The organism is Pseudomonas sp. FG1, from assembly GCF_034313875.1.
GTDB classification, from domain to species: domain Bacteria; phylum Pseudomonadota; class Gammaproteobacteria; order Pseudomonadales; family Pseudomonadaceae; genus Aquipseudomonas; species Aquipseudomonas veronii.
The window spans coordinates 6,425,627-6,449,806 of sequence record NZ_JAVIWP010000001.1 but is presented as its reverse complement, the minus strand read 5'-3'; the positions used below and the strand labels follow the sequence as shown (position 1 = coordinate 6,449,806).

General features: G+C 60.1%; 24 protein-coding genes and 1 pseudogene. 17 read left to right on the top strand and 8 right to left on the bottom strand.

The window, feature by feature from the left end; all coding sequences use genetic code 11:
• Positions 1-55 precede the first annotated feature (55 nt).
• The 8 genes from RGV59_RS29725 to RGV59_RS29690 all read left to right on the top strand — a co-directional run bounded on the left by RGV59_RS29725 (position 56) and on the right by RGV59_RS29690 (position 9,034).
• Positions 56-901, top strand: a complete 846-nt coding sequence (locus RGV59_RS29725; RefSeq protein WP_017847180.1) for a hypothetical protein — start codon at positions 56-58, stop codon at positions 899-901.
• Between the two features lie 114 nt (positions 902-1,015).
• Complete coding sequence (locus RGV59_RS29720; protein WP_102617881.1) at positions 1,016-2,275, top strand: AGE family epimerase/isomerase; 1,260 nt, start codon at positions 1,016-1,018, stop codon at positions 2,273-2,275.
• A 104-nt stretch (positions 2,276-2,379) separates the two neighbouring features.
• Positions 2,380-3,666, top strand: coding sequence for an ABC transporter substrate-binding protein (locus RGV59_RS29715; protein WP_017847182.1), 1,287 nt, complete (start codon positions 2,380-2,382; stop codon positions 3,664-3,666).
• Between the two features lie 77 nt (positions 3,667-3,743).
• Positions 3,744-4,652: a carbohydrate ABC transporter permease gene (locus RGV59_RS29710; RefSeq protein WP_026140056.1), complete on the top strand. Its 909-nt coding sequence runs from the start codon at positions 3,744-3,746 to the stop codon at positions 4,650-4,652.
• A complete protein-coding gene (locus tag RGV59_RS29705) occupies positions 4,645-5,490 on the top strand; it encodes a carbohydrate ABC transporter permease (RefSeq protein ID WP_017847184.1) in 846 nt (281 codons plus the stop codon). The genes RGV59_RS29710 and RGV59_RS29705 overlap by 8 nt, the downstream gene beginning before the upstream one ends.
• A gap of 2 nt (positions 5,491-5,492) precedes the next feature.
• On the top strand, positions 5,493-6,653 hold the full coding sequence (locus RGV59_RS29700) for an ABC transporter ATP-binding protein (RefSeq protein WP_017847185.1): 1,161 nt from the start codon (positions 5,493-5,495) through the stop codon (positions 6,651-6,653).
• 87 nt (positions 6,654-6,740) lie between these two features.
• Entirely contained in the window at positions 6,741-8,087 is a 1,347-nt protein-coding gene (locus RGV59_RS29695) for a carbohydrate porin (protein ID WP_017847186.1), read from the top strand.
• Between the two features lie 101 nt (positions 8,088-8,188).
• The gene (locus tag RGV59_RS29690; protein WP_017847187.1) at positions 8,189-9,034 is read left to right on the top strand and encodes a D-hexose-6-phosphate mutarotase; all 846 of its coding nucleotides are present in this window, start codon (positions 8,189-8,191) and stop codon (positions 9,032-9,034) included.
• A gap of 132 nt (positions 9,035-9,166) precedes the next feature.
• Here RGV59_RS29690 and RGV59_RS29685 read toward each other — a convergent pair whose 3' ends face one another.
• Complete coding sequence (locus RGV59_RS29685; protein WP_169850571.1) at positions 9,167-10,027, bottom strand: MurR/RpiR family transcriptional regulator; 861 nt, start codon at positions 10,025-10,027, stop codon at positions 9,167-9,169.
• Positions 10,028-10,246: 219 nt separating this feature from the next.
• On the opposite strand from RGV59_RS29685, the gene zwf reads away from it, so the two are divergent.
• The 3 genes from zwf to RGV59_RS29670 are packed head-to-tail and all read left to right on the top strand — an operon-like array spanning position 10,247 to position 13,096.
• The gene (gene zwf / locus RGV59_RS29680; RefSeq protein WP_017847189.1) at positions 10,247-11,713 is read left to right on the top strand and encodes a glucose-6-phosphate dehydrogenase; all 1,467 of its coding nucleotides are present in this window, start codon (positions 10,247-10,249) and stop codon (positions 11,711-11,713) included.
• Positions 11,700-12,413, top strand: a complete 714-nt coding sequence (gene pgl / locus RGV59_RS29675; protein ID WP_126585422.1) for a 6-phosphogluconolactonase — start codon at positions 11,700-11,702, stop codon at positions 12,411-12,413. The genes zwf and pgl overlap by 14 nt, the downstream gene beginning before the upstream one ends.
• A gap of 17 nt (positions 12,414-12,430) precedes the next feature.
• Entirely contained in the window at positions 12,431-13,096 is a 666-nt protein-coding gene (locus tag RGV59_RS29670) for a bifunctional 4-hydroxy-2-oxoglutarate aldolase/2-dehydro-3-deoxy-phosphogluconate aldolase (RefSeq protein ID WP_017847191.1), read from the top strand.
• 331 nt (positions 13,097-13,427) lie between these two features.
• On the opposite strand, the pseudogene RGV59_RS29665 reads toward RGV59_RS29670, so the two are convergent.
• A pseudogene (locus tag RGV59_RS29665) lies at positions 13,428-13,736 on the bottom strand (aminotransferase class V-fold PLP-dependent enzyme); the annotation flags it as partial.
• 11 nt (positions 13,737-13,747) lie between these two features.
• Positions 13,748-13,984: a DUF3820 family protein gene (locus RGV59_RS29660; RefSeq protein ID WP_003213031.1), complete on the bottom strand. Its 237-nt coding sequence runs from the start codon at positions 13,982-13,984 to the stop codon at positions 13,748-13,750.
• A 207-nt stretch (positions 13,985-14,191) separates the two neighbouring features.
• Between RGV59_RS29660 and RGV59_RS29655 the strand changes: the two genes are divergently transcribed.
• A complete protein-coding gene (locus RGV59_RS29655; RefSeq protein WP_017847193.1) occupies positions 14,192-14,659 on the top strand; it encodes a ferritin-like domain-containing protein in 468 nt (155 codons plus the stop codon).
• A gap of 54 nt (positions 14,660-14,713) precedes the next feature.
• On the opposite strand, the gene RGV59_RS29650 is transcribed toward RGV59_RS29655, so the two are convergent.
• Together RGV59_RS29650 and RGV59_RS29645 are read right to left on the bottom strand one after the other, a co-directional pair.
• Positions 14,714-15,184, bottom strand: a complete 471-nt coding sequence (locus tag RGV59_RS29650) for a MaoC family dehydratase (RefSeq protein ID WP_017847194.1) — start codon at positions 15,182-15,184, stop codon at positions 14,714-14,716.
• Positions 15,185-15,241: 57 nt separating this feature from the next.
• A complete protein-coding gene (locus RGV59_RS29645; RefSeq protein WP_017847195.1) occupies positions 15,242-16,186 on the bottom strand; it encodes an alpha/beta hydrolase in 945 nt (314 codons plus the stop codon).
• Between the two features lie 210 nt (positions 16,187-16,396).
• On the opposite strand from RGV59_RS29645, the gene fadD2 reads away from it, so the two are divergent.
• Entirely contained in the window at positions 16,397-18,085 is a 1,689-nt protein-coding gene (fadD2, locus tag RGV59_RS29640; protein ID WP_104902586.1) for a long-chain-fatty-acid--CoA ligase FadD2, read from the top strand.
• A 383-nt stretch (positions 18,086-18,468) separates the two neighbouring features.
• Positions 18,469-20,160: a long-chain-fatty-acid--CoA ligase FadD1 gene (fadD1, locus tag RGV59_RS29635; protein ID WP_017847197.1), complete on the top strand. Its 1,692-nt coding sequence runs from the start codon at positions 18,469-18,471 to the stop codon at positions 20,158-20,160.
• Positions 20,161-20,276: 116 nt separating this feature from the next.
• Here the strand turns inward: fadD1 and RGV59_RS29630 are convergent, their stop codons facing one another.
• Entirely contained in the window at positions 20,277-20,654 is a 378-nt protein-coding gene (locus RGV59_RS29630; RefSeq protein WP_017847198.1) for a hypothetical protein, read from the bottom strand.
• 199 nt (positions 20,655-20,853) lie between these two features.
• On the opposite strand from RGV59_RS29630, the gene RGV59_RS29625 reads away from it, so the two are divergent.
• The 3 genes from RGV59_RS29625 to def all read left to right on the top strand — a co-directional run bounded on the left by RGV59_RS29625 (position 20,854) and on the right by def (position 22,713).
• On the top strand, positions 20,854-21,039 hold the full coding sequence (locus RGV59_RS29625) for a CsbD family protein (RefSeq protein ID WP_046489892.1): 186 nt from the start codon (positions 20,854-20,856) through the stop codon (positions 21,037-21,039).
• Positions 21,040-21,219: 180 nt separating this feature from the next.
• On the top strand, positions 21,220-22,170 hold the full coding sequence (locus tag RGV59_RS29620; protein ID WP_017847200.1) for a YihY/virulence factor BrkB family protein: 951 nt from the start codon (positions 21,220-21,222) through the stop codon (positions 22,168-22,170).
• Between the two features lie 3 nt (positions 22,171-22,173).
• On the top strand, positions 22,174-22,713 hold the full coding sequence (gene def / locus RGV59_RS29615; RefSeq protein ID WP_108524469.1) for a peptide deformylase: 540 nt from the start codon (positions 22,174-22,176) through the stop codon (positions 22,711-22,713).
• A 43-nt stretch (positions 22,714-22,756) separates the two neighbouring features.
• On the opposite strand, the gene RGV59_RS29610 is transcribed toward def, so the two are convergent.
• Together RGV59_RS29610 and RGV59_RS29605 are read right to left on the bottom strand one after the other, a co-directional pair.
• Complete coding sequence (locus RGV59_RS29610) at positions 22,757-23,173, bottom strand: GNAT family N-acetyltransferase (RefSeq protein WP_046382292.1); 417 nt, start codon at positions 23,171-23,173, stop codon at positions 22,757-22,759.
• 397 nt (positions 23,174-23,570) lie between these two features.
• Complete coding sequence (locus RGV59_RS29605; RefSeq protein ID WP_057004505.1) at positions 23,571-24,083, bottom strand: hypothetical protein; 513 nt, start codon at positions 24,081-24,083, stop codon at positions 23,571-23,573.
• Positions 24,084-24,180 lie beyond the last annotated feature (97 nt).

The following is a 24,180-nucleotide window of genomic DNA, read 5'->3' as shown; positions in this document are numbered from 1 at the left end:
ATACTGCCGCCGCTCGGCTTTTCAGATAGCTATCTCACCGATTCAGGGTTGATTCATGCGTAACGATGCCAACGACGATTTCGACAATGTTCCCAGCCTGCGGGCCGACTCCTTGGACGATGATGATTTCGTGCCGACCGCCGCCACCTCCGTGCGTTCGCGCAATACCCCTGTGGTCAAGGTCAAGAGCGCCAGTACCGGGCCGCTGTGGGCCTTGGTCGGCGCGCTGCTGATCGCCTTTGCCGGCCTGGCCTGGTGGAGCTTCCAGCAGATCTCCCTGATGGGCCAGCAACTGGTTGCCACCCAGGAAAGTTTTGCACGCATCAGCGAAGAAGCGGCGGGGCGCCTGCAGGATATTTCCGGCAAGTTCGTGGCCAGTGAGGCCAGCGTGAACAACGGCAGCGAAGCGCTGAAACTGCAGATCAAGCAACTGGAAACCCAGTTGCTGGAGCAGGGCAAGCAGCAAGTCGGCGTGGCCGGCCAGGCCACCGAACTGGATAAGCGCCTGGCCCAGATGACCGCCAGCACCACCGACCTGTCCAATGCCAACGCCAAGCTGCAAGGCCAGGTGCAGGCGTTGACCGACGCCGTGGCCAGCCTCAAGGCGGCACAAGGTGAGGCCGCCAAGCGCGATGCCGAGATCAGGGAACTGGTCGCCGACGTGGCGGCCCTGAAGAAACAGGGCAACCCGAGTGCAGCCATCGCCCGTCTTGAACAAGACCTGGTGGTGCTAAAGAGCGCGCAGGACAACCAGCCGGGCAATAGCGACGCGCCGACCAATAAAGAGTTCGATGTGTTCCGCATCCAGACCACCCGCAATATCACCACCTTGCAGAGCCAGATGCAGAACCTGAACCAGCGCCTCAATGCGCCGGCCGCGGTCACGCCGATCGGTCAGTAAAGGGTTTGGGCAAATGTCACCATCTGGTGACATTTCCCTGGTCCTTCGTTACATGTGCTCACCTCGCCCTTGTTTAGACTCCGGTCATCCCACAAACAATAATAAGGGCTCCCCATGACCACCCAACCACTGCCTGCCAGCAGTTGGCTGAACGCACCTGCCCACCACGCCTGGCTCGCCAGCGAAGGCCAGCGCCTGCTGTCATTCGCCAAGGCTTCGCGCCTGCCCGATGGGTTCGGCAACCTGGACGATAAAGGCCAGTTGCCGGCCGATGCCGTTGCCGAGACCATGAACACCGCGCGCATGACCCATAGCTTCGCCATGGCTCACGCGATGGGGTTGCCCGGTTATGCCGGGCTGGTCGAGCATGGGGTGGCCGCCCTCAGCGGCGCGCTGCGCGATAACGCGCACGGTGGCTGGTTCGCCGCGCCCCACGCTGTGGATGGCAATACGGGCAAGGCTGCCTACCTGCACGCTTTTGTCGCCCTGGCCGCCAGTTCTGCGGTGGTCGCGGGCGCACCCGGCGCACAAGCCCTGTTGAACGACGCGATCCAGATCATCGAGCAGTTTTTCTGGAGCGAGGAGGAGGGCGTCATGCTCGAATCCTTTGCCCAGGACTGGAGCGGCGTCGAAGCCTATCGCGGCGCCAACAGCAACATGCACGCGACGGAAGCGTTCCTCGCCCTGGCCGACGTCACCGCCGACACACGCTGGCTGGACCGCGCGCTGCGCATCGTCGAGCGCGTGATCCACACCCATGCCGCCGGCAACCGGTTCATGGTGATCGAGCACTTCGACGCCCAGTGGACACCCTTGCGCGGTTACAACGAAGACAACCCCGCCGACGGCTTCCGCCCCTATGGCGTGACCCCCGGCCACGGCTTCGAGTGGGCGCGGCTGCTATTGCACCTGGAGGCTGCGCGCCTGCGGGCCGGGCTGGCCACACCGGACTGGCTGGTGACCGACGCCAAAGGCCTGTTCGCCAGCGCCTGCGACAGCGCCTGGGCCGTGGATGGCGCCCCCGGCATCGTCTACACCCTGGACTGGAACCAGCGCCCGGTAGTGCGCGAACGCCTGCACTGGACCCACGCCGAAGCCAGCGCCGCCGCGCAGGCCTTGCTCAAACGCACCTTCGAGCCGCATTACGAAACCTGGTACCGGCGCTTCTGGGAGTTTTGCGACAGCCATTTCATCGACCGTACCCACGGCAGCTGGCACCACGAACTCAGCCCGCACAACCAGCCCAGCAGCAAGATCTGGGGCGGCAAACCGGACCTGTACCATGCCTGGCAAGCGGTCCTGCTGCCGGCGCTGCCGTTGGCGCCGAGCATGGCCAGTGCGTTGGGCTCCGGGTGCTATGTCACCAAGTGGTGACATTTGTGCATCCCTTTGTTACCTGCGCTTAAAAATTCCCTGTTTAAACTCCGTGCAGCGCAAGCTCCAGACTTGCATGCATAACAACAAGAAAAGGTACTCAGATGAACGCGATTAATCGCCTCGCCGTCGCTATTTCCATTGCCTCGTTGTTTCCCCTCAGTGCATTTGCCGCCGACTCGAAAGGGACGGTTGAAGTTGTGCATTGGTGGACCTCGGGCGGTGAAAAAGCGGCTGTAGATGTCCTGAAGGCCCAAGTTGAAAAAGACGGCTTCACCTGGAAAGACGGTGCTGTCGCAGGTGGCGGCGGCGCCACGGCCATGACCGTGCTGAAAAGCCGCGCGGTCGCCGGCAACCCACCCGGCGTAGCCCAGATCAAAGGCCCGGACATCCAGGAATGGGCATCCACCGGTCTGCTCGACACCGACGTCCTCAAAGACGTGGCCAAAGAAGAAAAATGGGACTCCCTGCTCGACAAGAAAGTCTCCGATACCGTGAAGTACGACGGTGACTACGTTGCCGTTCCGGTGAATATCCACCGCGTGAACTGGCTGTGGATCAACCCGGAAGTCTTCAAGAAAGCCGGTATCACCAAGAACCCGACCACCCTCGAAGAATTCTACGCCGCCGGCGACAAGCTCAAGGCCGCTGGCTTCATCGCGCTCGCCCATGGTGGCCAGCCTTGGCAGGACAGCACCGTGTTCGAAGCGGTCGTTCTGTCGGTGATGGGCGCCGATGGCTACAAGAAAGCCCTGGTTGACCTGGACAACGGCGCGCTGACTGGCCCGCAAATGGTCAAGGCGCTGACCGAGCTGAAGAAAGTCGCGACCTACATGGACGTCGACGGCAAAGGCCAGGACTGGAACCTCGAAGCCGGCAAAGTCATCAACGGCAAGGCCGGTATGCAGATCATGGGTGACTGGGCCAAGTCCGAGTGGACCGCCGCGAAGAAAGTCGCCGGCAAAGACTACGAGTGCGTAGCCTTCCCGGGCACCGACAAAGCCTTCACCTACAACATCGACTCCCTGGCGGTGTTCAAGCAGAAAGACAAAGGCACTGCAGCCGGTCAGCAGGACATCGCCAGAGTCGTGCTGGGTGAAAACTTCCAGAAAGTGTTCAGCATCAACAAGGGTTCGATCCCTGTGCGCAACGACATGCTGAACAAAATGGAATCCTACGGTTTCGACTCCTGCGCCCAGACCGCAGCCAAAGACTTCCTGGCTGACGCCAAGAGCGGCGGCCTGCAGCCAAGCATGGCGCACAACATGGCCACCACGCTGGCCGTGCAAGGTGCGTTCTTTGACGTCGTGACCAACTACATCAACGACCCGAAAGCCGATCCGGCCGACACCGCCAAGAAACTCGGCGCTGCGATCAAGTCGGCCAAGTAACGGTTGACCGGATGGAGGAGCCCTGGCCCCCATCCGGCACGTTCCTGTAGTCCTTTTCCTCTGTATTGGATTTTCCCATGAGCTCTGTTGCTGTGTTCAGCAAAGCCTCGCCGTTCGATGCCCTGCAGCGCTGGCTACCCAAACTGGTGCTGGCGCCAAGCATGTTCATCGTGTTGGTGGGCTTCTACGGTTACATCCTGTGGACGTTTGTGCTGTCGTTCACCACGTCGACGTTCCTGCCGAGCTACAAATGGGCGGGCCTTGCGCAGTACGAGCGGTTGTTCGACAACGATCGCTGGTGGGTCGCGAGCAAGAACCTGGCGCTGTTCGGCGGGATGTTCATCGGCATCACCCTGGTGATCGGTGTGACGCTGGCGATTTTCCTCGACCAGAAAATCCGTCGTGAAGGCTTTATCCGCACCATTTACCTGTACCCGATGGCGCTCTCGATGATCGTCACCGGTACGGCCTGGAAATGGCTGCTCAACCCGGGCATGGGCCTGGACAAACTTCTGCGGGACTGGGGCTGGCAAGGCTTCCGTCTCGACTGGCTGATCGACCCGGACCGCGTGGTCTACTGCCTGGTGATCGCTGCCGTGTGGCAAGCCTCCGGTTTCATCATGGCGATGTTCCTGGCCGGCCTGCGTGGCGTCGATCAATCGATCATCCGTGCCGCGCAGATCGACGGCGCAAGCCTGCCGCGCATCTACTGGAGCGTGGTGCTGCCGAGCCTGCGTCCGGTGTTCTTCAGTGCGGTGATGATCCTGGCGCACATCGCGATCAAGAGCTTCGACCTGGTGGCGGCGATGACCGCTGGCGGACCGGGCTACTCGTCCGACCTGCCGGCGATGTTCATGTACTCGTTCACCTTCAGTCGCGGCCAGATGGGCATGGGTTCGGCCAGTGCAATCCTGATGCTCGGTGCGATCCTCGCGATCATCGTGCCGTACCTGTACTCCGAGCTGAGGACCAAGCGTAATGACTAGTCTTGCCGCAAAACCTGCCATCAGCCTGAGCCGCATCGCGATCTACGCGGTGCTGATCTTCGCGGTGCTGCTGTACCTGGTGCCGCTGGTGGTGATGTTGCTCACCAGCTTCAAGACCCCGGAAGACATCAGCACCGGCAACCTGTTGAGCTGGCCGACCGTGGTCACCGGCATCGGCTGGGTCAAGGCCTGGGCCACGGTGGATGGCTACTTCTGGAACTCGATCAAGATCACCGTGCCGGCTGTGCTGATTTCCACCGCCATCGGTGCGTTGAACGGCTATGTGCTGTCGTTCTGGCGCTTCCGTGGTTCGCAGTTGTTCTTCGGCCTGTTGCTGTTCGGCTGCTTCCTGCCGTTCCAGACCGTGCTGCTGCCCGCGTCGTTCACCCTCGGCAAGATGGGCCTGGCCAGCACCACCACCGGCCTGGTGTTTATCCATGTGGTCTACGGCCTGGCGTTCACTACGCTGTTTTTCCGTAACTACTACGTGAGCATTCCGGATGCGTTGATCAAGGCGGCGCGCCTGGACGGTGCAGGTTTCTTCACCATCTTCCGTCTGATCATCCTGCCGATGTCGACCCCGATCATCATGGTCTGCCTGATCTGGCAGTTCACTCAGATCTGGAACGACTTCCTGTTCGGCGTGGTGTTCTCCAGCGGCGACTCGCAGCCCATCACGGTGGCGCTGAACAACCTGGTCAACACCAGCACCGGGGCCAAGGAATATAACGTGGATATGGCGGCGGCGATGATCGCCGGGCTGCCGACCCTGCTGGTCTATGTGATCGCAGGCAAGTATTTCGTGCGCGGCCTCACGGCCGGCGCGGTCAAGGGGTAATCATGGCTACGCTTGAACTTCGCAATGTAAACAAGACCTATGGCGCCGGCCTGCCCGACACCTTGAAGAACATCGAACTGTCGATCAAGGAAGGCGAGTTCCTGATCCTGGTCGGCCCGTCGGGGTGCGGCAAGTCCACGCTGATGAACTGCATCGCGGGCCTTGAGACCATCACCGGCGGCGCGATCATGATCGGCGACCAGGACGTCAGCGGCATGAGCCCCAAGGATCGCGACATCGCCATGGTGTTCCAGTCCTACGCGCTGTACCCGACCATGAGCGTGCGTGAAAACATCGAGTTCGGCCTGAAGATTCGCAAGATGCCCCAGGCCGATATCGACGCCGAAGTGGCGCGGGTGGCCAAGCTGCTGCAGATCGAACACCTGCTCAACCGCAAGCCGGGCCAACTCTCCGGCGGCCAGCAACAGCGCGTGGCCATGGGCCGGGCCCTGGCGCGTCGGCCGAAGATCTACCTGTTCGACGAACCGCTGTCCAACCTCGACGCCAAGCTGCGCGTCGAGATGCGTACCGAAATGAAGCTGATGCACCAGCGTCTGAAAACCACCACCGTCTACGTCACCCACGACCAGATCGAGGCGATGACCCTGGGCGACAAAGTGGCGGTGATGAAGGACGGCATCATCCAGCAGTTCGGCACGCCGAAAGAGATCTACAACGATCCGGCCAACCTGTTCGTGGCGAGCTTTATCGGTTCGCCGCCGATGAACTTCATTCCTCTACGCCTGCAGCGCAAGGACGGCGGCCTGGTAGCGCTGCTCGACAGCGGCCAGGCGCGTTGCGAGCTGCCGCTGAGCATGAGCAACGCCGGCCTGGAAGACCGTGACGTGATCCTCGGCCTGCGCCCGGAGCAAATCGTGCTGGCGACGGGGGAGGGCAACGGTTCGTCGAGTATTCGTGCCGAAGTCCAGGTCACCGAGCCGACCGGCCCGGACACCCTGGTGTTCGTGCAGCTCAATGACACCAAGGTCTGCTGCCGCCTGGCGCCCGATGTGGCGCCGCAGGTGGGCGAGACCCTGACCCTGCAATTCGATCCGGCCAAAGTGTTGCTGTTCGATGCCAAGACCGGCGAGCGCCTGGGCACCGCTGCGTCGCTGCCGGCACAGGATCGTGCCGACAACGTGGCCCAGTTCAAGGGTCGCTGAACTAGGTAAGTTGTTGTTTTTATTAAAAAAAATGTAACCCGCGTTAGATAAAAACAGTTTAATAACAATAAAGACGAGGATGTAGGGATGAAAAAGCAACACAACAACACCCGGCTGATCTGCCAATTGTCAGCAGTGGCAGCCCTGGTCCTGTCCGCCAATGCGATGGCGGACGACGCGTTCAGCGCCGATTCCAAATGGATGACCGGCGATTGGGGCGGCGAGCGGACCAAGCTGATCGAGCAAGGTATCGATATCAAGGCTGACTACGTCGGCGAAGTCGGTGGCAACCTGAGCGGTGGCTACAACAACGACAAAACGGCGCGTTACGCTGACCAGTTCGGTCTGGGCGTGGCACTGGATCTGCAAAAGTTGTGGGGCTGGGATAACACCCAGGCCAAGATCCAGCTGACCAACCGTAACGGCCAGAACATCTCCAACGACCGTATCGGTGATCCGCGTGCCGGCACCTTGAGCTCGTCTCAAGAAGTGTACGGCCGTGGCCACATGGTGCGTCTGACCCAGTTCTGGATTCAGCACCAGATGTTCGACAACAAGCTGGACGTGAAGCTCGGTTACTTCGGTGAAGGCGAAGACTTCAACACCTTCCCGTGCGACTTCCAGAACTTGTCGTTCTGCGGCTCCCAGGTCGGTAACTACGTCAGCACCTGGTACAACTGGCCGGTCGCCCAGGCCGCGATCCGCGTGAAGTACCACATCACGCCTGAGCTGTATGCGCAGATCGGTGCGTACAACCAGAACCCGTCGCAGTTGGAGCACGGCAACGGCTTCAAACTCAGCGGCAGTGGCACCAAGGGCACCGTGATCCCGGTGGAATTGGTCTGGTCGCCGAAGGTCAATAACCTGCCGGGCGAATACCGTGTGGGTTACTACAAGAGCGCCGCCGATGCCAGCGACGTCCGTGAAGACGTCAACGGCAACGATGCTGCCACCACCGGCGCGGCCTACCGTACCCACAGCAGCAAAAAAGGCTATTGGTTCGTTGCGCAACAGCAACTCACTACCCATAACGGCGACGCGTCTCGTGGTCTGAACATCGCGGCCAACGCCACGTTCCACGACAAGGACACCAACACCGTCGATAACTACCAGTCGATCATGTTGGTGTACAAAGGGCCTTTCGACGCGCGTCCAAAAGACGATGTGGGGATTGGCGCTGCTCGTCTGCACGTTAACGACGACGTGAAGAAAAACGCCGAACTGCTCAACGTCGCCAATGGCGTGAGCGACTACGACAACCCACTGTACGCGCCGCTGCGCAGCACCGAGTACAACTACGAAATCAACTACGGTTTCCACGTCACCAACTGGCTGACCGTGCGTCCCAACCTGCAATACGTCGTCCACCCGGGCGGCGTGGATAAAGTCGACAACGCGCTGGTGGCCGGTCTGAAAATTCAGTCGGTGTTCTAACGCTGTTGCGATAAGCTCCTTCTCTCTGTGCGCATTTGCGGGTAGCCATGGCTATCCGCTTTTTTTGGATTGCACTGTGAAGATATTCAGGACCGTGGCACATGCATGAGCATCCGCTGCAACGCTTTTTCAAATCCCTGCGCGAGCGTCCGGTGTTCGCCTGGGAGCGCTTCCAGACGCGCGATGTGTTGGTGATCGACCATCCGTTGTGCCAGGCGGTATTCAGCCGCCAGGGCGCGCAATTGCTGCATTTTCAGCCCCGTGGGCAGAAACCCTGGTTGTGGTGCGCAGCCAAATGGCCACAAGTCGGTGCCATTCGCGGCGGCGTGCCGGTGTGCTGGCCGTGGTATGGCCGGCATCCCAGCGAAAATGCGTGGCCGTCCCATGGCTGGGCGCGGCTGATCGATTGGAAACTGCTCGACAGCAACACCGACGACGACGGCGTGCGCCTGCACTGGCAGTTGCAGTTGTGCGACTGGCAGGTGGACTTGCACGCGCACCTGGGCGAAACCCTGGAGTTGCGCTTGTGTACCGAGCATCAGGATGAGCTGCCGTGCCAACTGAGCCATGCGTTGCACGCTTACTGGCGAATTGGCAATGTCGGTGAGATAGCGCTGTCTGGGCTCGACGGGGCGCAAGGTTATGACCAGCTCAATCGCCAGGCTTGCCAGCAGGAAGGCGAGTTGCGCGTGGAAGGCGGGTGTCAGCGCGTGTTCCAGCATGAGGGCGAGCTACACCTCAAGGACCACGCCTGGCAGCGCGAATTGTGCATCGACACCGGCGACAGCGCCGACACCGTGGTGTGGCACCCGGGCAGCCGGCCGCTGTTGGGCGTCAGTTTTAATGAGGCGTCGGGGTTTGTATGCGTGGAGTCGGCGATGGCCGGGGCCAGCCTGGCGCCGGGGGAGCGGGCGCATCTGAGTTTGCAGGCCAGGGCTGGGGTTTAGCGCTGTTGCTGATACCGTCTTCGCGAGCCAGCCCGCTCCCACATTTGAAGCGTATTCCAAGGTAGGACTCGTCAAAATGTGGGAGCGGGCTTGCTCGCGAAGAGGTCGGGACTGCTGGAGGCATTGTCTGCCTCAGTTGAACTCATCGCCAACCGGATACCGGCTGTCATTCAAGCTCTCTTTGATCTTGCGCAGGTGCGGCTGGAAGTCCACGCCACGGCGCAAGGTCATGCCGGTTGCCAGTACATCCAGCACCGTCAGTTGGATGATCCGCGAGGTCATTGGCATATAGATGTCAGTGTCTTCCGGCAGCGGAATGTTCAGGCTCACGGTGCTGACCTTGGCCAGCGGCGAGTTCTCGGCGGTCACACCCAGCACCGATGCGCCGTTTTCCCGGGCAATCCGCGCCACTTCCACCAGCTCGCGGGTACGCCCGGTGTAGGAGATGATCACGAACAGCTCGCCGGTGTGCGCCACCGAAGCAATCATGCGTTGCATCAGCACGTCGGCATGGGCGGTCACCGACAGGTTGAAGCGAAAAAACTTGTGCAACGCATCCATGGCCACCGGGGCCGACGCGCCGAGGCCGAAGAAGTGGATCTGGCGCGCCTGGATCAACAGGTCCACGGCCTTGCTGATCAGGTTCGGGTCGAGGGCCTGGCAGGCGCTGTCCAGAGAGGCAATGGCGCTGCCGAAGATCTTCTGGGTGTAGGCCTCGGGGTCATCATCGGCCTCCACCGCACGGCTGACATACGCCGCGCCGCTGGCCAGGCTTTGCGCCAGTTGCAATTTGAGTTCAGGGTAACCGCTGACGCCGAACGAACGGCAGAAACGGTTGACCGTCGGTTCACTGACCGAGGCGGCTTGGGCGAGGGCTGCGATCGAGAAGCGGGTCGCCTGCTGTGGGTTGAGCAGGATGACCTCGGCGACTTTTTTCTCGGCCTTGTTCAATTCTTCGAGGCGGTTCCGGATCTGTTCCAGAAGATTTCGCACGCGGTCCATACAGTGTTTCCTTGGGGCGACGATGCAAATAAAGGGTGGTCACCAATCGACGAGTGGCCCTTTGCGGTGGCCTATCCTACTTAGGGTAGCTGAACACCACCACTCGGAATGCGTATTTCGGGAAAATGTTGTGGTTATTACTACATTTTTCCTTGAGTGATGCCTTGAAAAAAGGTATTTGTAGCTTAACTTGATAAAAGAACAAACATCATGCCTTCGATAACGGTAGAACCCTGCACCTTTGCCCTGTTTGGCGCGTTGGGTGATCTGGCGCTGCGCAAGTTATTTCCTGCCCTCTATCAACTCGATGGTGCCGGGCTCTTGCACGACGACACGCGCATCCTGGCCCTGGCCCGCGAAGCCGGTTCCGAGCAACAGCACCTGGCGCATATTGAAACAGAACTGCGCAAATACGTCGGCAAGGAACTGGACGAAGCCATCGCTCAGCGTTTCCTGGCGCGCCTGACGTATGTTCACGTCGATTTCATGAACGCCGATGACTACGTGGTCCTGGCTGAAAAAGCCGGCACCGGGCAGCGCCTGATCGCCTACTTCGCCACGCCTGCGGCGGTGTACGGGGCGATCTGCGAAAACCTGTCCAAGGTCGGCCTGGCGGACAATACCCGCGTGGTGCTGGAAAAACCCATCGGCTCGGACCTGGAATCTTCGCGCAAGGTCAACGACGCTGTCGCACAGTTTTTCCCGGAAAACCGCACGTACCGCATCGACCATTACCTGGGCAAAGAAACCGTTCAGAACCTGATCGCCCTGCGTTTCGCCAACAGTCTGTTCGAGACCCAGTGGAACCAGAACTACATTTCCCACGTGGAAATCACCGTGGCCGAGCAGGTTGGCATCGAAGGCCGCTGGGGTTACTTCGACAAGGCCGGGCAGCTGCGGGACATGATCCAGAATCACCTGCTGCAGCTGCTGTGCCTGATCGCCATGGACCCGCCGGCCGACCTGTCCGCCGACAGCATCCGTGACGAGAAGGTCAAGGTGCTCAAGGCCCTGGCGCCGATCAGTCCGGACGGCCTGACCACCCAGGTGGTACGTGGCCAGTACATTGCCGGCTACAGCGCCGGCAAGCCGGTGCCGGGTTACCTGGAAGAAGAGAATTCCAACACCCAGAGCGATACCGAAACCTTCGTCGCCCTGCGCGCCGATATCCGCAACTGGCGCTGGGCCGGGGTGCCGTTCTACCTGCGCACCGGCAAGCGCATGCCGCAAAAGCTGTCGCAGATCGTCATCCACTTCAAGGAACCGTCCCACTACATCTTCGCCCCCGAGCAGCGCTTGCAGATCAGCAACAAACTGATCATCCGCCTGCAACCGGACGAGGGTATTTCCTTGCGCGTGATGACCAAGGAGCAGGGCCTGGACAAGGGCATGCAACTGCGCAGCGGTCCGCTGCAACTGAATTTTTCCGACACCTATCGCAGCGCGCGGATTCCTGATGCCTACGAGCGGTTGTTGCTGGAAGTAATGCGCGGCAATCAGAATCTGTTTGTTCGCAAAGATGAAATCGAAGCCGCGTGGAAGTGGTGTGACCAGTTGATCGCCGGGTGGAAAAAATCCGGTGATGCGCCCAAGCCGTATGCGGCGGGTTCCTGGGGGCCGATGAGCTCGATTGCACTGATCACGCGGGATGGGAGGTCATGGTATGGCGATATCTGAATTGAAACTGCCTCAGGGCGTCACTGCCCATGAGTACCGTTCGCCGGCGTTGCTGGCCGATGGCCTGGCCAACGACGTGGCCGAACAACTGCGCGCGGCCATCAGTGCCCGTGGCGAAGCGACCCTGGTGGTGTCCGGCGGCCGCAGCCCCGTGGCGTTTTTCCAGAACCTGGCCAAGCAGGGTCTGGACTGGTCCAAGGTCACCGTCAGCCTGGCCGATGAGCGCTGGGTGCCGGTGGAGCACGCCGACAGCAATGCCGGCCTGTTGAAGAAGTACCTGTTGCAAGGCCCGGCAGCCAAGGCCAAGTTCCTCAGCCTGTACAGCGCCGCCGCCAATCTTGAAGATGCCGCCGAGCAGGCCGATCGCCTGCTGGCCGAACTGCCAGCCATTGATGTGCTGGTACTGGGCATGGGCGACGACGGCCACACCGCGTCGTTGTTCCCCAACAGTCCGAACCTGAGCGAAGCCCTGCAGGCCGACGGTACCCGCCGTTGCTGGCCGATGCTCGCGCCGACCGTGCCACGCCAGCGCCTGACCATGAGTCGCGCGCTGCTGGCTACGGCGAACTACACCGTACTGTCGATTTCCGGCAGTTCGAAATTGACCACGTTGAGCGCCGCGCTCGCCAGCAACGACGTTGCTGCCATGCCGATTCGCGCGTTTTTGCAACCTACATTAGAGATTTACTGGTGCCCATGAGCCAAGGATCAGCCGCTATGAAAAGCCCTCAATCGACCGTGTCCATGGCGGATAAAGTTGCCCTGATCGACAGCCTCTGCGCCAAGGCGCGGATCCTGCCGGTGATCACCATCGCCCGTGAACAAGACATCCTGCCACTGGCCGACGCCCTGGCAGCCGGTGGTTTGACCGCATTGGAAGTGACCCTGCGTTCCGAGTTCGGCCTCAAGGCCATTCAGGTTCTGCGCGAGCAACGCCCGGAGTTGTGTACCGGCGCCGGTACCGTGCTCGATCGGCATATGCTCGAAGCCGCGGAGGTTGCCGGCTCGCAATTTATCGTCACCCCCGGCATTACCCGCGACCTGCTTGAAGCTTCGGTCCACAGCCCGATCCCACTGCTGCCGGGCATCAGCAATGCCTCCGGAATCATGGAAGGCTATAGCCTGGGTTATCGCCGCTTCAAACTGTTCCCGGCCGAAGTCAGCGGCGGCGTCGCAGCCATCAAAGCCCTGGGCGGCCCGTTTGGCGAAGTGAAATTCTGCCCGACCGGCGGCGTTGGCCCGGCCAATATCAAGAGCTACATGGCGTTGAAAAACGTGATGTGCGTGGGCGGTAGCTGGATGCTCGACCCGGAATGGGTCAAGAACGGCGACTGGGCGCGTATCCAGGAAGTCACCGCCGAGGCACTGGCGCTGCTGGACTGAGCTGATTCATCGAATCGTTGTTGCTGTGCTTAACGGCATTTTTGCGGTGCGCTTGGTCGGCGGACCGCTTTTTTTTGCCTGCGCAAAACCTTGAGACCCACACATCTTCAAATGTGGGAGGGAGCTTGCTCCCGATAACGGTGTATCAGCCGATATTTTCGCTGACTGACACTCTGCAATCGGGAGCAAGCCCCCTCCCACATTTTTCAGCCGCGCTGAGTGCGGTGATGGCGTTGATCAGTGCATGGATGTCTGCGGTTGATGTCGCCAACCCCGGTGTCACCCGGATACAGGTGCCGAACGCCGCTCCACTGCGGGTAGTGGTAAACAGGTTGTAGTTACGGATCAGCGACTGCAAGGCTTCGGTGGCGTTGCGGGTGAAGGCGACCGATTCGGGGTCGGCGTCGATCAGTTCGGCCAGTTGGCGGCGGATCTCGACGTTTTCGCCCTGCTCGAAACGCTGGCGCACATGCACCGCGTTACTGCGGTTGATAAACGCGACGTGCTCGAGGTACTGCGCTTGCACCGCGCGGCTCATGCGCCCGAAGTAGCCGTTTTCCAGGTTGATCGGACCTGGCTCCAGTGCATAGCGGTCGGCGATGGCCTGCCAGTGCGCTTCGTTGGCTGCATTGCATGGCATGGTGCGGGTTCCTAGTGACGAGGCGCGGGTTTGCCGTGTTTGGCGCGCAGTGGTTCCAGCAGTTCAGACAGGCCGTTGTGGTCGATTTCCTGCATCAACGCCAGCAACCCGCCCAGCTCGCCGTGGGGGAAACCTTCGCGGGCAAACCAGTTCAGGTAGGGGCCGGGCAGGTCGGCGATGATCCGTCCCTTGTACTTGCCGAAGGGCATTTCGCGGGTGATCAGCAGTTCGAGTTTTTCGGGGTTCATGACGGCTCAGGCGTTTGCATCGAGGTCTTGGAAAATACAGGCATTCTGCATGAAGGCCAAATGACAGATCATGCAAATAACGCACATACAGATCGTTCAATTATTGTTAACTTATTGAAATATAAAGAAAAAGTTATTTTTTAAAACCTGGCACGAGCGCTGCAATCATTAATGCAACCTTTCTCAAGCCACATAAGGAATTGAAAAATGACTGATATCAATAAAGAGTCCATCTCCGTATTGAACGACCTGATCGAAACCAGCATCGACGGTCAAAAAGGTTTTAAAGAGTGCGCTGATGACATCAAGCATCCCGAACTCAAAGCGCTGTTTGCCAAGCGCTCCGCAGACTGCGCCACTGCCGCCGCCGAGCTGAAAACCGCCGTGCGTGCCCTGGGTGGCGACCCGGAACAGTCCGGCAGCGTTGCCGGCGCCCTGCACCGTGGCTGGGTCGATGTGAAGTCGATGGTCACCGGTAAAGACGAAGAGGCTGTGTTGAACGAAGCCGAGCGCGGTGAAGACCACGCCCTCAAGGCTTACAAAGCAGCGATCGAGAAGATCACCCAGCACAACCTGGTGGGCATTCGTGACTTGGTTGAGCGCCAGTACCACGGCGTACAACGCAACCACGATCAGGTGAAAGCCTTGCGTAACCAGGCTCGCGCTCAGTCGTGAGCCGTCGCTGAATAAAAAATCCCCGCCGATGCGGGGATTTTTTATGGGAATTGATCAGCCGATGGTGATGGCTGGCAGTTCGGTCAATGTCACGACCTGTTGCTTGCGTGGCGCGAGGATTTCCGCTTCGCCATCCACCACCAGCTCATCGCGCTGGTTGAATACGCGGGTGGCGATACGCACGCGGAACTTCGGCAGCTTTTCGAGGATTTCCAGACGCACGGTCAGGGTATCGCCGATTTTCACCGGTTTCTGGAAGCTCATCTGTTGGCCGATATAGATCGTGCCCGGCCCAGGCAGCTCACAGGCAACCGCCGCGCTGATCAGGGCGCCGCTGAACATGCCGTGGGCGATTCGCTCCTTGAACATGGTCGCCTTGGCAAATTCCGCATCCAGGTGTACCGGGTTGTGGTCGCCGGACATCGCGGCGAACAGTTGGATGTCACGCTCTTCGACGGTCTTGCTGTAGCTGGCGGTCTGGCCGACTTCGAGGGCTTCGTATGGGGTGTTGGTTACCTGGGTCATCTAAAGGTGCATCCTGTGGCTAATCGATAATTTAATTGGCTGATTTTAAACGAAAAATTATTCGCAGCGAGTCGGCCTGCGCGAGGTCAGGGCCTGGTCGAGCCACGTCAGCACATCCGCGGTGACTTCGTCGCGGTTGGTTTCGTTGAACAGTTCGTGACGCGCCTGCGGGTAGATATTCAGTTGCAGGTTCTGGCAGCCGGCCTCACGCAGGGCATGGGCCAGTCTTTTCAGACGCTTGCCTTCACTCACCGGATCACATTCGCCGCCGATCACCAGGATCGGCAAGCCCGGATCGATCTGCGCGAGATTGGACGCTTTGCTGATTTGCTGCAAGCCGCCCAGCAGGTCGATCCACAGTTGGTTGGTGCAGCGGAACCCGCAAAGCGGGTCGTGGCGGTAGCGGTCGACTTCGTCCGGGTCACGGCTGAGCCAGTCGAAAGCCGTGCGGTTGGGCTTGAACGCTTTGTTGAACGAGCCGAACGACAGGAACTCGATCAGCGCACTGCGGCCGCGCAAGCCCTGGCGCAGGCGTTCGGCACGGGCGATCAGCCGCGCGGCGCGGTACAGCGCCACCGGCTGGAAATTCGAACCGCTGAGAATCGCCCCATGCAGGCTGGCGCTGTGGTGCAGCAGGTAAGCCTGGGCGATATAGCTGCCCATGCTGTGGCCCAGCAAAATGATCGGCACTCCCGGCAACTGCTGGCCGATGTGCTGGTTGAGGCTGGCCAGGTCGCCCACCACCTTGTTCCAGCCGTCCCGCTCGGCGAACAGGCCCAGCGTGCCCTCGTCGGCGGTGCGACCATGGCCGCGCTGGTCCAGGGCAACCACCCCGTAGCCCGCCCCACATAACGCTTCGGCCAGGCGCGCATAGCGACCGCCATGCTCGGCCATGCCGTGGGACACCATGATCAACGCCTTCGGCGGCGTGTCCGGCAGCCATTGATTGACGTACAGGCGGCTGTGGTCATTCGCGGTCAGCCAGAAGGTGGTGTGGTTCATGGCGCTTCCTTTGCTCGGGGTCATTGCAGTGTATAGCCCATCCTCGGCCAAGCGGCTGATCAGTACAGACCCTTGTAGGAAGATTCACGCTATCAATGACGCTATTGCCCGTATTTGCCTGTTTGGCCATAGCTGCTAACGTCCCCGAAGCTCCGCTTTTTATAGCAGCAGAAAAGCGGCCAGGCACATTCAGGTAAGAGGACAAGAATAATGCAACCTGATTTCTGGAATGACAAACGCGCGGCGGGCGTTCCCAACGAGATCGATCTGACCGCCTACAAGTCGGTGATTGAAGTCTTCGAGCGTTCCTGCAAGGCCTTTGCCGACCGCCCGGCGTTCAGCAACATGGGCGTCACCCTGACCTACGCCGAGCTTGAGCGCCAGAGTGCGGCGTTCGCCGGCTACCTGCAGCAGCACACCGACCTCAAGCCGGGCGATCGCATCGCGGTGCAGATGCCCAACGTGCTGCATTACCCGGTGGCGGTGTTCGGTGCGCTGCGCGCCGGGCTGATCGTGGTCAACACCAACCCGCTGTACACCCCGCGCGAGATGCGTCATCAGTTCAAGGACGCCGGCGTGCGCGGCCTGATCTACCTCAACCTGTTTGGTTCGCGGGTGCAGGACGTCTGCACCGACACCGAGATCGACTACCTGATCGAAGCCAGGATGGGCGACTTCATGCCAGCGGCCAAGGGCTGGCTGGTCAACACCCTCGTCGACAAAGTGAAGAAAATGGTCCCGGCCTATCACTTGCCGCGCGCGGTGTCGTTCAAGCGCGCCTTGCGCATGGGCGCAGGGCTGGGCGTGACGCGCCACCCGGTGAGCCTCGATGACGTCGCGGTGCTGCAATACACCGGCGGCACCACCGGCCTGGCCAAGGGCGCAATGCTCACCCATGGCAACCTGGTGGCGAACATGCAGCAGGTGCGCGCCTGCATGTCGCAGACCGGCGAGGATGGCCACCCGCTGATCAAGGAAGGCCAGGAGGTGATGATCGCGCCGCTGCCGCTGTACCACATCTATGCGTTCACCGCGAACTGCATGTGCATGATGGTTTCCGGCAACCACAACGTGTTGATCACCAACCCGCGTGACATCGCGGGCTTTATCAAGGAGCTGAAAAACTGGCGCTTCACCGGCTTGCTCGGGCTCAACACGTTGTTTGTGGCGTTGATGGACCATCCCGACTTCAAGAGCCTGGACTTCTCCAGCCTTAAACTCACCAACTCCGGTGGCACGGCGCTGATCAAGGCCACCGCCGAACGTTGGGAGCAACTCACCGGTTGTGCGATCGGCGAAGGGTATGGCCTGACGGAAACGTCGCCGGTGGCCAGCACCAATCCGTATGGCAGTCAGTCACGCCTGGGCACCGTAGGCATCCCGGTGCCGGGGACGGCGATGAAGGTGATCGATGATGAAGGCGCCGAGCAGCCCCTGGGCGAACGCGGCGAGCTGTGCATCAAGGGCCCGCAGGTGATGAAGGGCTACTGGCAGCAGCCGGCCGCCACCGCCGAGGCGCTGGACGCCGAGGGGTGGCTCAAGACCGGCGATATTGCCGTGATCGACGAGGATGGGTTTGTACGCATCGTGGATCGCAAGAAGGATTTGATCATCGTCTCGGGTTTCAACGTTTACCCCAACGAGATCGAAGACGTGGTGATGGCTCACCCGGCGGTGGCCAACTGCGCGGTGATCGGCGTACCGGACGAGCGCACGGGGGAGGCGGTGAAGCTGTTTGTGGTGGCGCGTGCCGAAGGCGTGAGCCTTGAGGAGTTGAAGAACTACTGCAAGACCAACTTCACGGGGTACAAGGTGCCCAAGCACATCGTGTTGCGTGAGTCGTTGCCGATGACGCCGGTGGGCAAGATCCTGCGGCGCGAGTTGCGCGACATCGCCTGATGTGAAATGCAGTCGATGATGGGGGAGGGGGCTTGCCCCGATGGCAGTGGATCAGTCACCAAATATGTTGGCTGATTCACTGCTATCGGGGGCAAGCCCCCTCCCACATTTGTCTGTGTTTATCCCGTTAAGCCCTGTTCTAGAGCCATTTTCAAGCGTATAGAATTTTTGCTCTAAAAATGACTATTAGTTATTCATGAGTCATGTTTATGACTGTAGGGGCCTCTTTTGGCTCTAGTCGGCCCTTGGCAAAGCTGCTACTCTCGGCGCGCTTTGTGACCTCTCGGCCTGCTTAAACGCGCCAGACTCACCTAAAAAACATACACCAATAATAATCGCATCAAATGCGATGATGAATTCGCGTCGCTGAGGAGTGGGCTTCCATGAACGTAGACTTTTGGAAGGATAAGTACCCCGCCGGGATTGCTGCAGACATCAATCCAGACGAGTATCCAAATATTCAGGCGGTACTGAAACAGTCCTGCCAGCGCTTCGCCAACAAACCGGCTTTCAGCAACCTGGGCAAGACAATCACCTACGGTGAGTTGTACGAATTGTCCGGCGCTTTCGCCGCGTACCTGCAACAGCATACCGATTTGAAGCCTGGCGATCGAATCGCCGTGCAACTGCCCAACGTCCTGCAATACCCAGTCGCCGTGTTCGGTGCCATCCGTGCCGGCCTGATCGTGGTCAACACCAACCCGCTGTACACCGCGCGGGAAATGGAACACCAATTCAACGACTCCGGGGCCAAGGCCCTGGTCTGTCTGGCCAACATGGCGCACTTGGCTGAAAAAGTCGTGCCCAAGACTGCCGTCAAACACGTGATCGTCACCGAAGTCGCCGACCTGCTGCCGCCGCTCAAGCGCCTGCTGATCAACAGCGTCATCAAGTACGTGAAGAAAATGGTCCCGGCCTATCACTTGCCCAAGGCGATCAAGTTCAACGATGTGCTGGCCAAGGGGCACGGCCAACCGGTCAATGATGTCAGCCCGGCCAGCAGCGACGTGGCGGTGCTGCAATACACCGGCGGCACCACCGGCGTGGCCAAGGGCGCGATGCTGACCCACCGCAACCTGGTGGCGAACATGCTGCAGTGCAAGGCGCTGATGGGCTCCAACCTCAATGAAGGCTGCGAGATCCTGATCACTCCGCTGCCGCTGTACCACATCTATGCGTTCACCTTTCATTGCATGGCGATGATGTTGATCGGCAACCACAACATCCTGATCAGCAACCCGCGCGATCTGCCGGCGATGGTCAAGGAGCTGTCGAAGTGGAAGTTCAGCGGCTTTGTCGGCCTGAACACGCTGTTCGTGGCGCTGTGCAACAACGAAGGCTTCCGCAAGCTGGACTTCTCTGCGCTGAAAGTCACCCTGTCCGGCGGCATGGCCCTGCAACTGGCCGCAGCTGAGCGCTGGAAGGCCGTGACCGGCTGCGACATCTGCGAAGGCTACGGCATGACCGAGACCAGCCCGGTGGCGACGGTCAACCCGATCCAGAAGATCCAGATCGGCACCATCGGCATTCCGGTGCCGTCGACCTTGTGCAAAGTCATCACCGATGACGGCGTCGAGCTGGGCCTGGGCGAGGTCGGCGAGTTGTGCGTCAAAGGCCCGCAAGTCATGAAGGGCTACTGGCAGCGCGAAGACGCCACCGCCGAGATCCTCGACAGCGAAGGTTGGTTGAAGACCGGTGACATCGCGATCATCCAGCCGGACGGCTACATGCGGATTGTCGACCGTAAAAAAGACATGATTCTGGTCTCCGGTTTCAACGTCTACCCCAACGAACTCGAAGACGTGCTGGCGACCCTGCCGGGCGTGCTGCAGTGCGCGGCCATTGGTGTGCCGGACGAGAAGTCCGGGGAGCACATCAAGATCTTCATCGTGGTCAAGCCGGGCGCCACCCTGACCAAGGACCAGGTGATGGAGCATATGCGTGCCAACGTCACCGGCTACAAGGTGCCCAAGGCCGTGGAATTCCGCGATGCCTTGCCGACCACCAACGTGGGCAAGATCCTGCGTCGCGAATTGCGTGATGAAGAACTGAAGAAACTGGGCCTGAAAAAGTAACCCAGGCTCAAATGTGAGAGGGGGCTTGCTCCCGATGGCAGAGTGTCAGCCACTGCATCGAGTGACTGAACCACCGCTATCGGGAGCAAGCCCCCTCGCACATTCTGACGGCGTTCCTACAGGGTGAATGGCGCGAAGCTGACGCCAGCACCGGCTGGGCGCACATCCTTGAGGAACGAGTCCTTGTCCGCGCTCAGCTCCAGGGTAATCTCTGGCTTGCGCTTGCCCGCATTGCGCACCACCAAGCCTTCGAGCTTTTCACGCAGGAACACCGTCGGCACCTTCAGGTGCAGCAACTGGTCAGTCTCGGCGTTGTGCAGCAACAAGTGAATCCACTCGTACTGGCCCACCGCGATCCGCGCCACCGGCAGGTCGAACCACCAGATGTTGCGTTTGCGGTCCAGGTCGGTGAAGTGGCAGTTGTTGACGCCGAGTACGGCACCGCCCAGTTCCTGGTTTCTGCGGGCGATGGCCTGTGCTTTATTGAGTTTCATAACCTTCCTACGGGATCTGTTATTCAGCGTTGTAGCCTGAATGTGCCGGGCATTCTCGTGGGTTGGCCGCAAAACATAAAGCCAAACCTGCTGCCGGCGATGAAATGCCCGCGTAAAAATAATTGAAACTCTGCCGAACAGCCCTGGGTCAATCTCTAGGTAATGACCAAAAGCCCTCGATTGTTCCAGGAGAAATACCATGAGCAGCACATCGGATAAGGTAAAAGGCGTCGCCAACGAAGCAGTCGGCAACATCAAGCAAGGTGTCGGCAAAGTGACCGGCAACGACAAGCTGCGCGCTGAAGGGGTGGTCCAGGAAAAGAAAGGCGAAGTGCAGCAAGCCGTGGGTGATATCAAGGATGCGGTGAAGAAAGCGATCAAGTGACCCTGATTCGCCGGTTGGATTCACCCAGCCCGACGGCCATCCACGGATGGCCGTTTTTGTGTCACCTGAAGCGGTTAATCTTTCGAAATTGTTTCAATGTCGCCAAATAGGCTACCTTGATGTAGAAAACGGCCCCTGAGTCGCCCACGAACCTGACTTTTTGCGGCGAAAGGAGACGCTATGATTTTCCCGGTACTCGATGGTCTCAAGCTGCACCAGGTGCTGGTACGCACGGTCAAGGAATTCGTCAACGACGAGATGTCCACCTACGCCTCGGCACTGGCCTACCAGATGCTGTTCTCGTTGTTTCCGTTCCTGCTGTTTCTCATTGCGTTGATCGGTTTCCTGCATTTGCCGGACTTCTTCACCTGGCTGCGCCTGCAGTCGGAACTGGTGTTGCCGCCCCAGGCCCTCGAGCAGGTCAACCCGGTGATCGACCAGTTGCAGCAGTCCAAGGGCGGCCTGCTTTCGGTGGGTATCGTGATTGCCCTGTGGACCGCGTCGGCCGGCGTGCGCCTGATGATGAGCGCGATGAACGCCGCCTACGACGTGATCGAAGGCCGGCCGATCTGGAAGCGTTTCCCGCTGTCGATTTTCTACACCGTCGGCATCGCTGGCATGTTGCTCGCCGCCGCCGCGCTGATGGTGCTCGGCCCGCAGGTCATGGAATGGCTGGCAGGGCAGATCGGCATGCAGGAATTCGTGGTCACGCTGTGGACCATCCTGCGCTGGCCGCTGATTGTGATCCTGCTGATGTTCGCCGTGGCCCTCATGTATTACGTGATGCCTGACGTGCAGCAGAAATTCCGCTTCATCACCCCAGGCTCGGTGCTGGCGGTGGTGGTGTGGATCGTCGCGTCCCTGGGCTTTGGCTACTACGTCAAAACCTTCGCCGACTACAACGCCATGTATGGCAGCATCGGCGCGATCATTGTTCTGCTCCTGTACTTCTATATTTCCGCCGCCGTGTTGTTGCTGGGGGCGGAGATGAATGCCGTGATCGAGCACATGTCGGCCGAAGGCAAGGACCCGGGAGAAAAGACATTCGATGAAAACACCCATGCCGGTGAAAAAAAGCACGTCTCCGGTCTTGGCCGAGACCATTCCAAGCCCACTCCCGATGAAGTCTGATTGATGATCCGTGAAATCCTGAAAATGGGCGATGAGCGCCTGCTGCGTATCGCTCCGCCGGTCCCGCCGGAAATGTTCGACAGCCCCGAACTGTGGCAACTGATCGATGACATGTTCCAGACCATGGAGCACGTCGGCGGTGTCGGCCTGGCCGCGCCGCAGATCGGTGTTGACCTGCAACTGGTGATCTTTGGTTTCGAGAGCAGCGAACGCTACCCGGAGGCGCCGGCCGTACCGCAGACGATTTTGATCAACCCACTGATCACGCCGCTCAGTCCGATCATGGAAGAGGGCTTCGAAGGCTGCCTGTCCGTGCCCGGCCTGCGTGGCGCGGTGGACCGTTATCAGCAGATCCGCTACGAAGGTTTCGACCCCAAGGGCGAACCGATCATCCGCATTGCCGATGGCTTCCATGCGCGGGTGGTGCAGCACGAGTGCGATCACCTGATCGGCCGCTTGTACCCGTCGCGGATTAGCGATTTCAGCAAGTTCGGGTTCATCGAGGTGATGTTCCCCGACATGGACCCGACGGCCGACGAGTAGCCTCCTGACACAACGCAACGTCAACCTCAGCTCCCACGGGAGGTTACAAGGCGCGTTCCATGCCCATCGCGATCATCGGCTTGTTGCGCTTGTAGCGCACCAACCGTTCGCTGAGGGACTGCGGCAGCACGGTATCCTGGGTGAAACCCATGCGTTGATACCAGCCTTCCAGGTCCGGATGACACATCAGCCAGACCGTACCCTCCCCATCGGCCACCGCTTGACGAATCAAGCGCGCCGCCAGCCCCTGACCGCGATAGGCCGGGTCAACAAACACCCCGGTCAGCCATTGCCCGCCCACCACCGGCGTCAGGCATAAGCCGGCGACGATCTCGCGGTCCCGCGCCACCCACAGACGTCCGCCCTTGAGTGCCTTCATCGGCGAATCGTGGTGGCGATAAAACTTGTTCAGCAGCGGCCACAGGGGCTCTGCCAGCGGTTCGATGTGCAATTCGGGCATGGTGTTCAGGCAGGCGTTATCCAGGGCCGGGGATTATAAGCGCCTAATGTGCGGCAATAGGTGGTATACCCATTGTTACATCCCCTGTAAGTGGAGCATGCATCATGGCCAAAGGTATGGATTCAAAGAAAGCCGCGAAGAAGAAACCGGCAAAGACCGCCGATGAAAAACGCGCTGACAAGAAAGCCAAGAAATCCGAGACAGGGCTGTTCGGTCACTGAGTTGAACGTATAGAAGCCTACGATCTGCAAGATGTTCCCGCCTTACCGCACAGAGCAGGACACACCTGCTCTGAGCTGTCGATGCCCAACTAGCGTGATGGCACCCAGTGCCGGGAAATCAACGTCCTGGCACACGGCGTTACTGCGCGATCGAATGGCCCCATTGGCCGGGTCGCTTAGATCGCGGCCAAGGTCTCTTTCACCGATTGCGCTTGTGGCTCTGCCGTCTTCACGGCTACCTGCTGCTCTTGCTGTTGCTTCAGACGATCAGCCACTTGCTTGGCGATTGCATCCTGTTTTTCCTGCGGCATTGTCTGCACCTCCGCCTCGGTCAACCCCTGCTCCTTGAGCAACTGTTCGCGAATGCGTTCGGCCGGGGTTTTGCTCATGTAATCGGTGAAGTCTGCGCGCGCGGCACTCGTGGTAGAACCGGCTGCGGGCACATCCGTGGTCGCCGGGGTGGCGGCCGTTGAGGCCTGCAACTGCACGCGGGTCTTGGCGAAGGCTTCGTCGATGCGGTCGGCGGCCTTGTCCAGTTGGGTCTGCGCGGCGGGTACGCTCACACTTTGCTGCGCCGTTTGCAGGGCACCGCTGTACAGCGTGCTGGCGGCGGCGTTGGCGGGGTCCATGTCGGGGCGCTTGAGCTTTTCGACGGTCGACAAGGCTTGAGTGTTGTTGTTAATCAGCATGATCGGGCACCTATGCAAATGTTCGATGCGTCAGCTGGAGCAAATAGCGTGCCGGGTGCACAGCCCCGGTTTTACGGGGGGCTGGCATGGCGCTAGC

Excerpts from the sequence above, each read along its gene's own strand:
- RGV59_RS29725 (WP_017847180.1), top strand. The coding sequence starts at position 56 with ATGCGTAACGATGCCAACGACGATTTCGACAATGTTCCCAGCCTGCGG.
- RGV59_RS29720 (WP_102617881.1), top strand. The coding sequence starts at position 1,016 with ATGACCACCCAACCACTGCCTGCCAGCAGTTGGCTGAACGCACCTGCC.
- RGV59_RS29715 (WP_017847182.1), top strand. The coding sequence starts at position 2,380 with ATGAACGCGATTAATCGCCTCGCCGTCGCTATTTCCATTGCCTCGTTG.
- RGV59_RS29710 (WP_026140056.1), top strand. The coding sequence starts at position 3,744 with ATGAGCTCTGTTGCTGTGTTCAGCAAAGCCTCGCCGTTCGATGCCCTG.
- RGV59_RS29705 (WP_017847184.1), top strand. The coding sequence starts at position 4,645 with ATGACTAGTCTTGCCGCAAAACCTGCCATCAGCCTGAGCCGCATCGCG.
- RGV59_RS29700 (WP_017847185.1), top strand. The coding sequence starts at position 5,493 with ATGGCTACGCTTGAACTTCGCAATGTAAACAAGACCTATGGCGCCGGC.
- RGV59_RS29695 (WP_017847186.1), top strand. The coding sequence starts at position 6,741 with ATGAAAAAGCAACACAACAACACCCGGCTGATCTGCCAATTGTCAGCA.
- RGV59_RS29690 (WP_017847187.1), top strand. The coding sequence starts at position 8,189 with ATGCATGAGCATCCGCTGCAACGCTTTTTCAAATCCCTGCGCGAGCGT.
- zwf (WP_017847189.1), top strand. The coding sequence starts at position 10,247 with ATGCCTTCGATAACGGTAGAACCCTGCACCTTTGCCCTGTTTGGCGCG.
- pgl (WP_126585422.1), top strand. The coding sequence starts at position 11,700 with ATGGCGATATCTGAATTGAAACTGCCTCAGGGCGTCACTGCCCATGAG.
- RGV59_RS29670 (WP_017847191.1), top strand. The coding sequence starts at position 12,431 with ATGAAAAGCCCTCAATCGACCGTGTCCATGGCGGATAAAGTTGCCCTG.
- RGV59_RS29660 (WP_003213031.1), bottom strand. The coding sequence starts at position 13,984 with ATGAACCCCGAAAAACTCGAACTGCTGATCACCCGCGAAATGCCCTTC.
- RGV59_RS29655 (WP_017847193.1), top strand. The coding sequence starts at position 14,192 with ATGACTGATATCAATAAAGAGTCCATCTCCGTATTGAACGACCTGATC.
- RGV59_RS29650 (WP_017847194.1), bottom strand. The coding sequence starts at position 15,184 with ATGACCCAGGTAACCAACACCCCATACGAAGCCCTCGAAGTCGGCCAG.
- RGV59_RS29645 (WP_017847195.1), bottom strand. The coding sequence starts at position 16,186 with ATGAACCACACCACCTTCTGGCTGACCGCGAATGACCACAGCCGCCTG.
- fadD2 (WP_104902586.1), top strand. The coding sequence starts at position 16,397 with ATGCAACCTGATTTCTGGAATGACAAACGCGCGGCGGGCGTTCCCAAC.
- fadD1 (WP_017847197.1), top strand. The coding sequence starts at position 18,469 with ATGAACGTAGACTTTTGGAAGGATAAGTACCCCGCCGGGATTGCTGCA.
- RGV59_RS29630 (WP_017847198.1), bottom strand. The coding sequence starts at position 20,654 with ATGAAACTCAATAAAGCACAGGCCATCGCCCGCAGAAACCAGGAACTG.
- RGV59_RS29625 (WP_046489892.1), top strand. The coding sequence starts at position 20,854 with ATGAGCAGCACATCGGATAAGGTAAAAGGCGTCGCCAACGAAGCAGTC.
- RGV59_RS29620 (WP_017847200.1), top strand. The coding sequence starts at position 21,220 with ATGATTTTCCCGGTACTCGATGGTCTCAAGCTGCACCAGGTGCTGGTA.
- def (WP_108524469.1), top strand. The coding sequence starts at position 22,174 with ATGATCCGTGAAATCCTGAAAATGGGCGATGAGCGCCTGCTGCGTATC.
- RGV59_RS29610 (WP_046382292.1), bottom strand. The coding sequence starts at position 23,173 with ATGCCCGAATTGCACATCGAACCGCTGGCAGAGCCCCTGTGGCCGCTG.
- RGV59_RS29605 (WP_057004505.1), bottom strand. The coding sequence starts at position 24,083 with ATGCTGATTAACAACAACACTCAAGCCTTGTCGACCGTCGAAAAGCTC.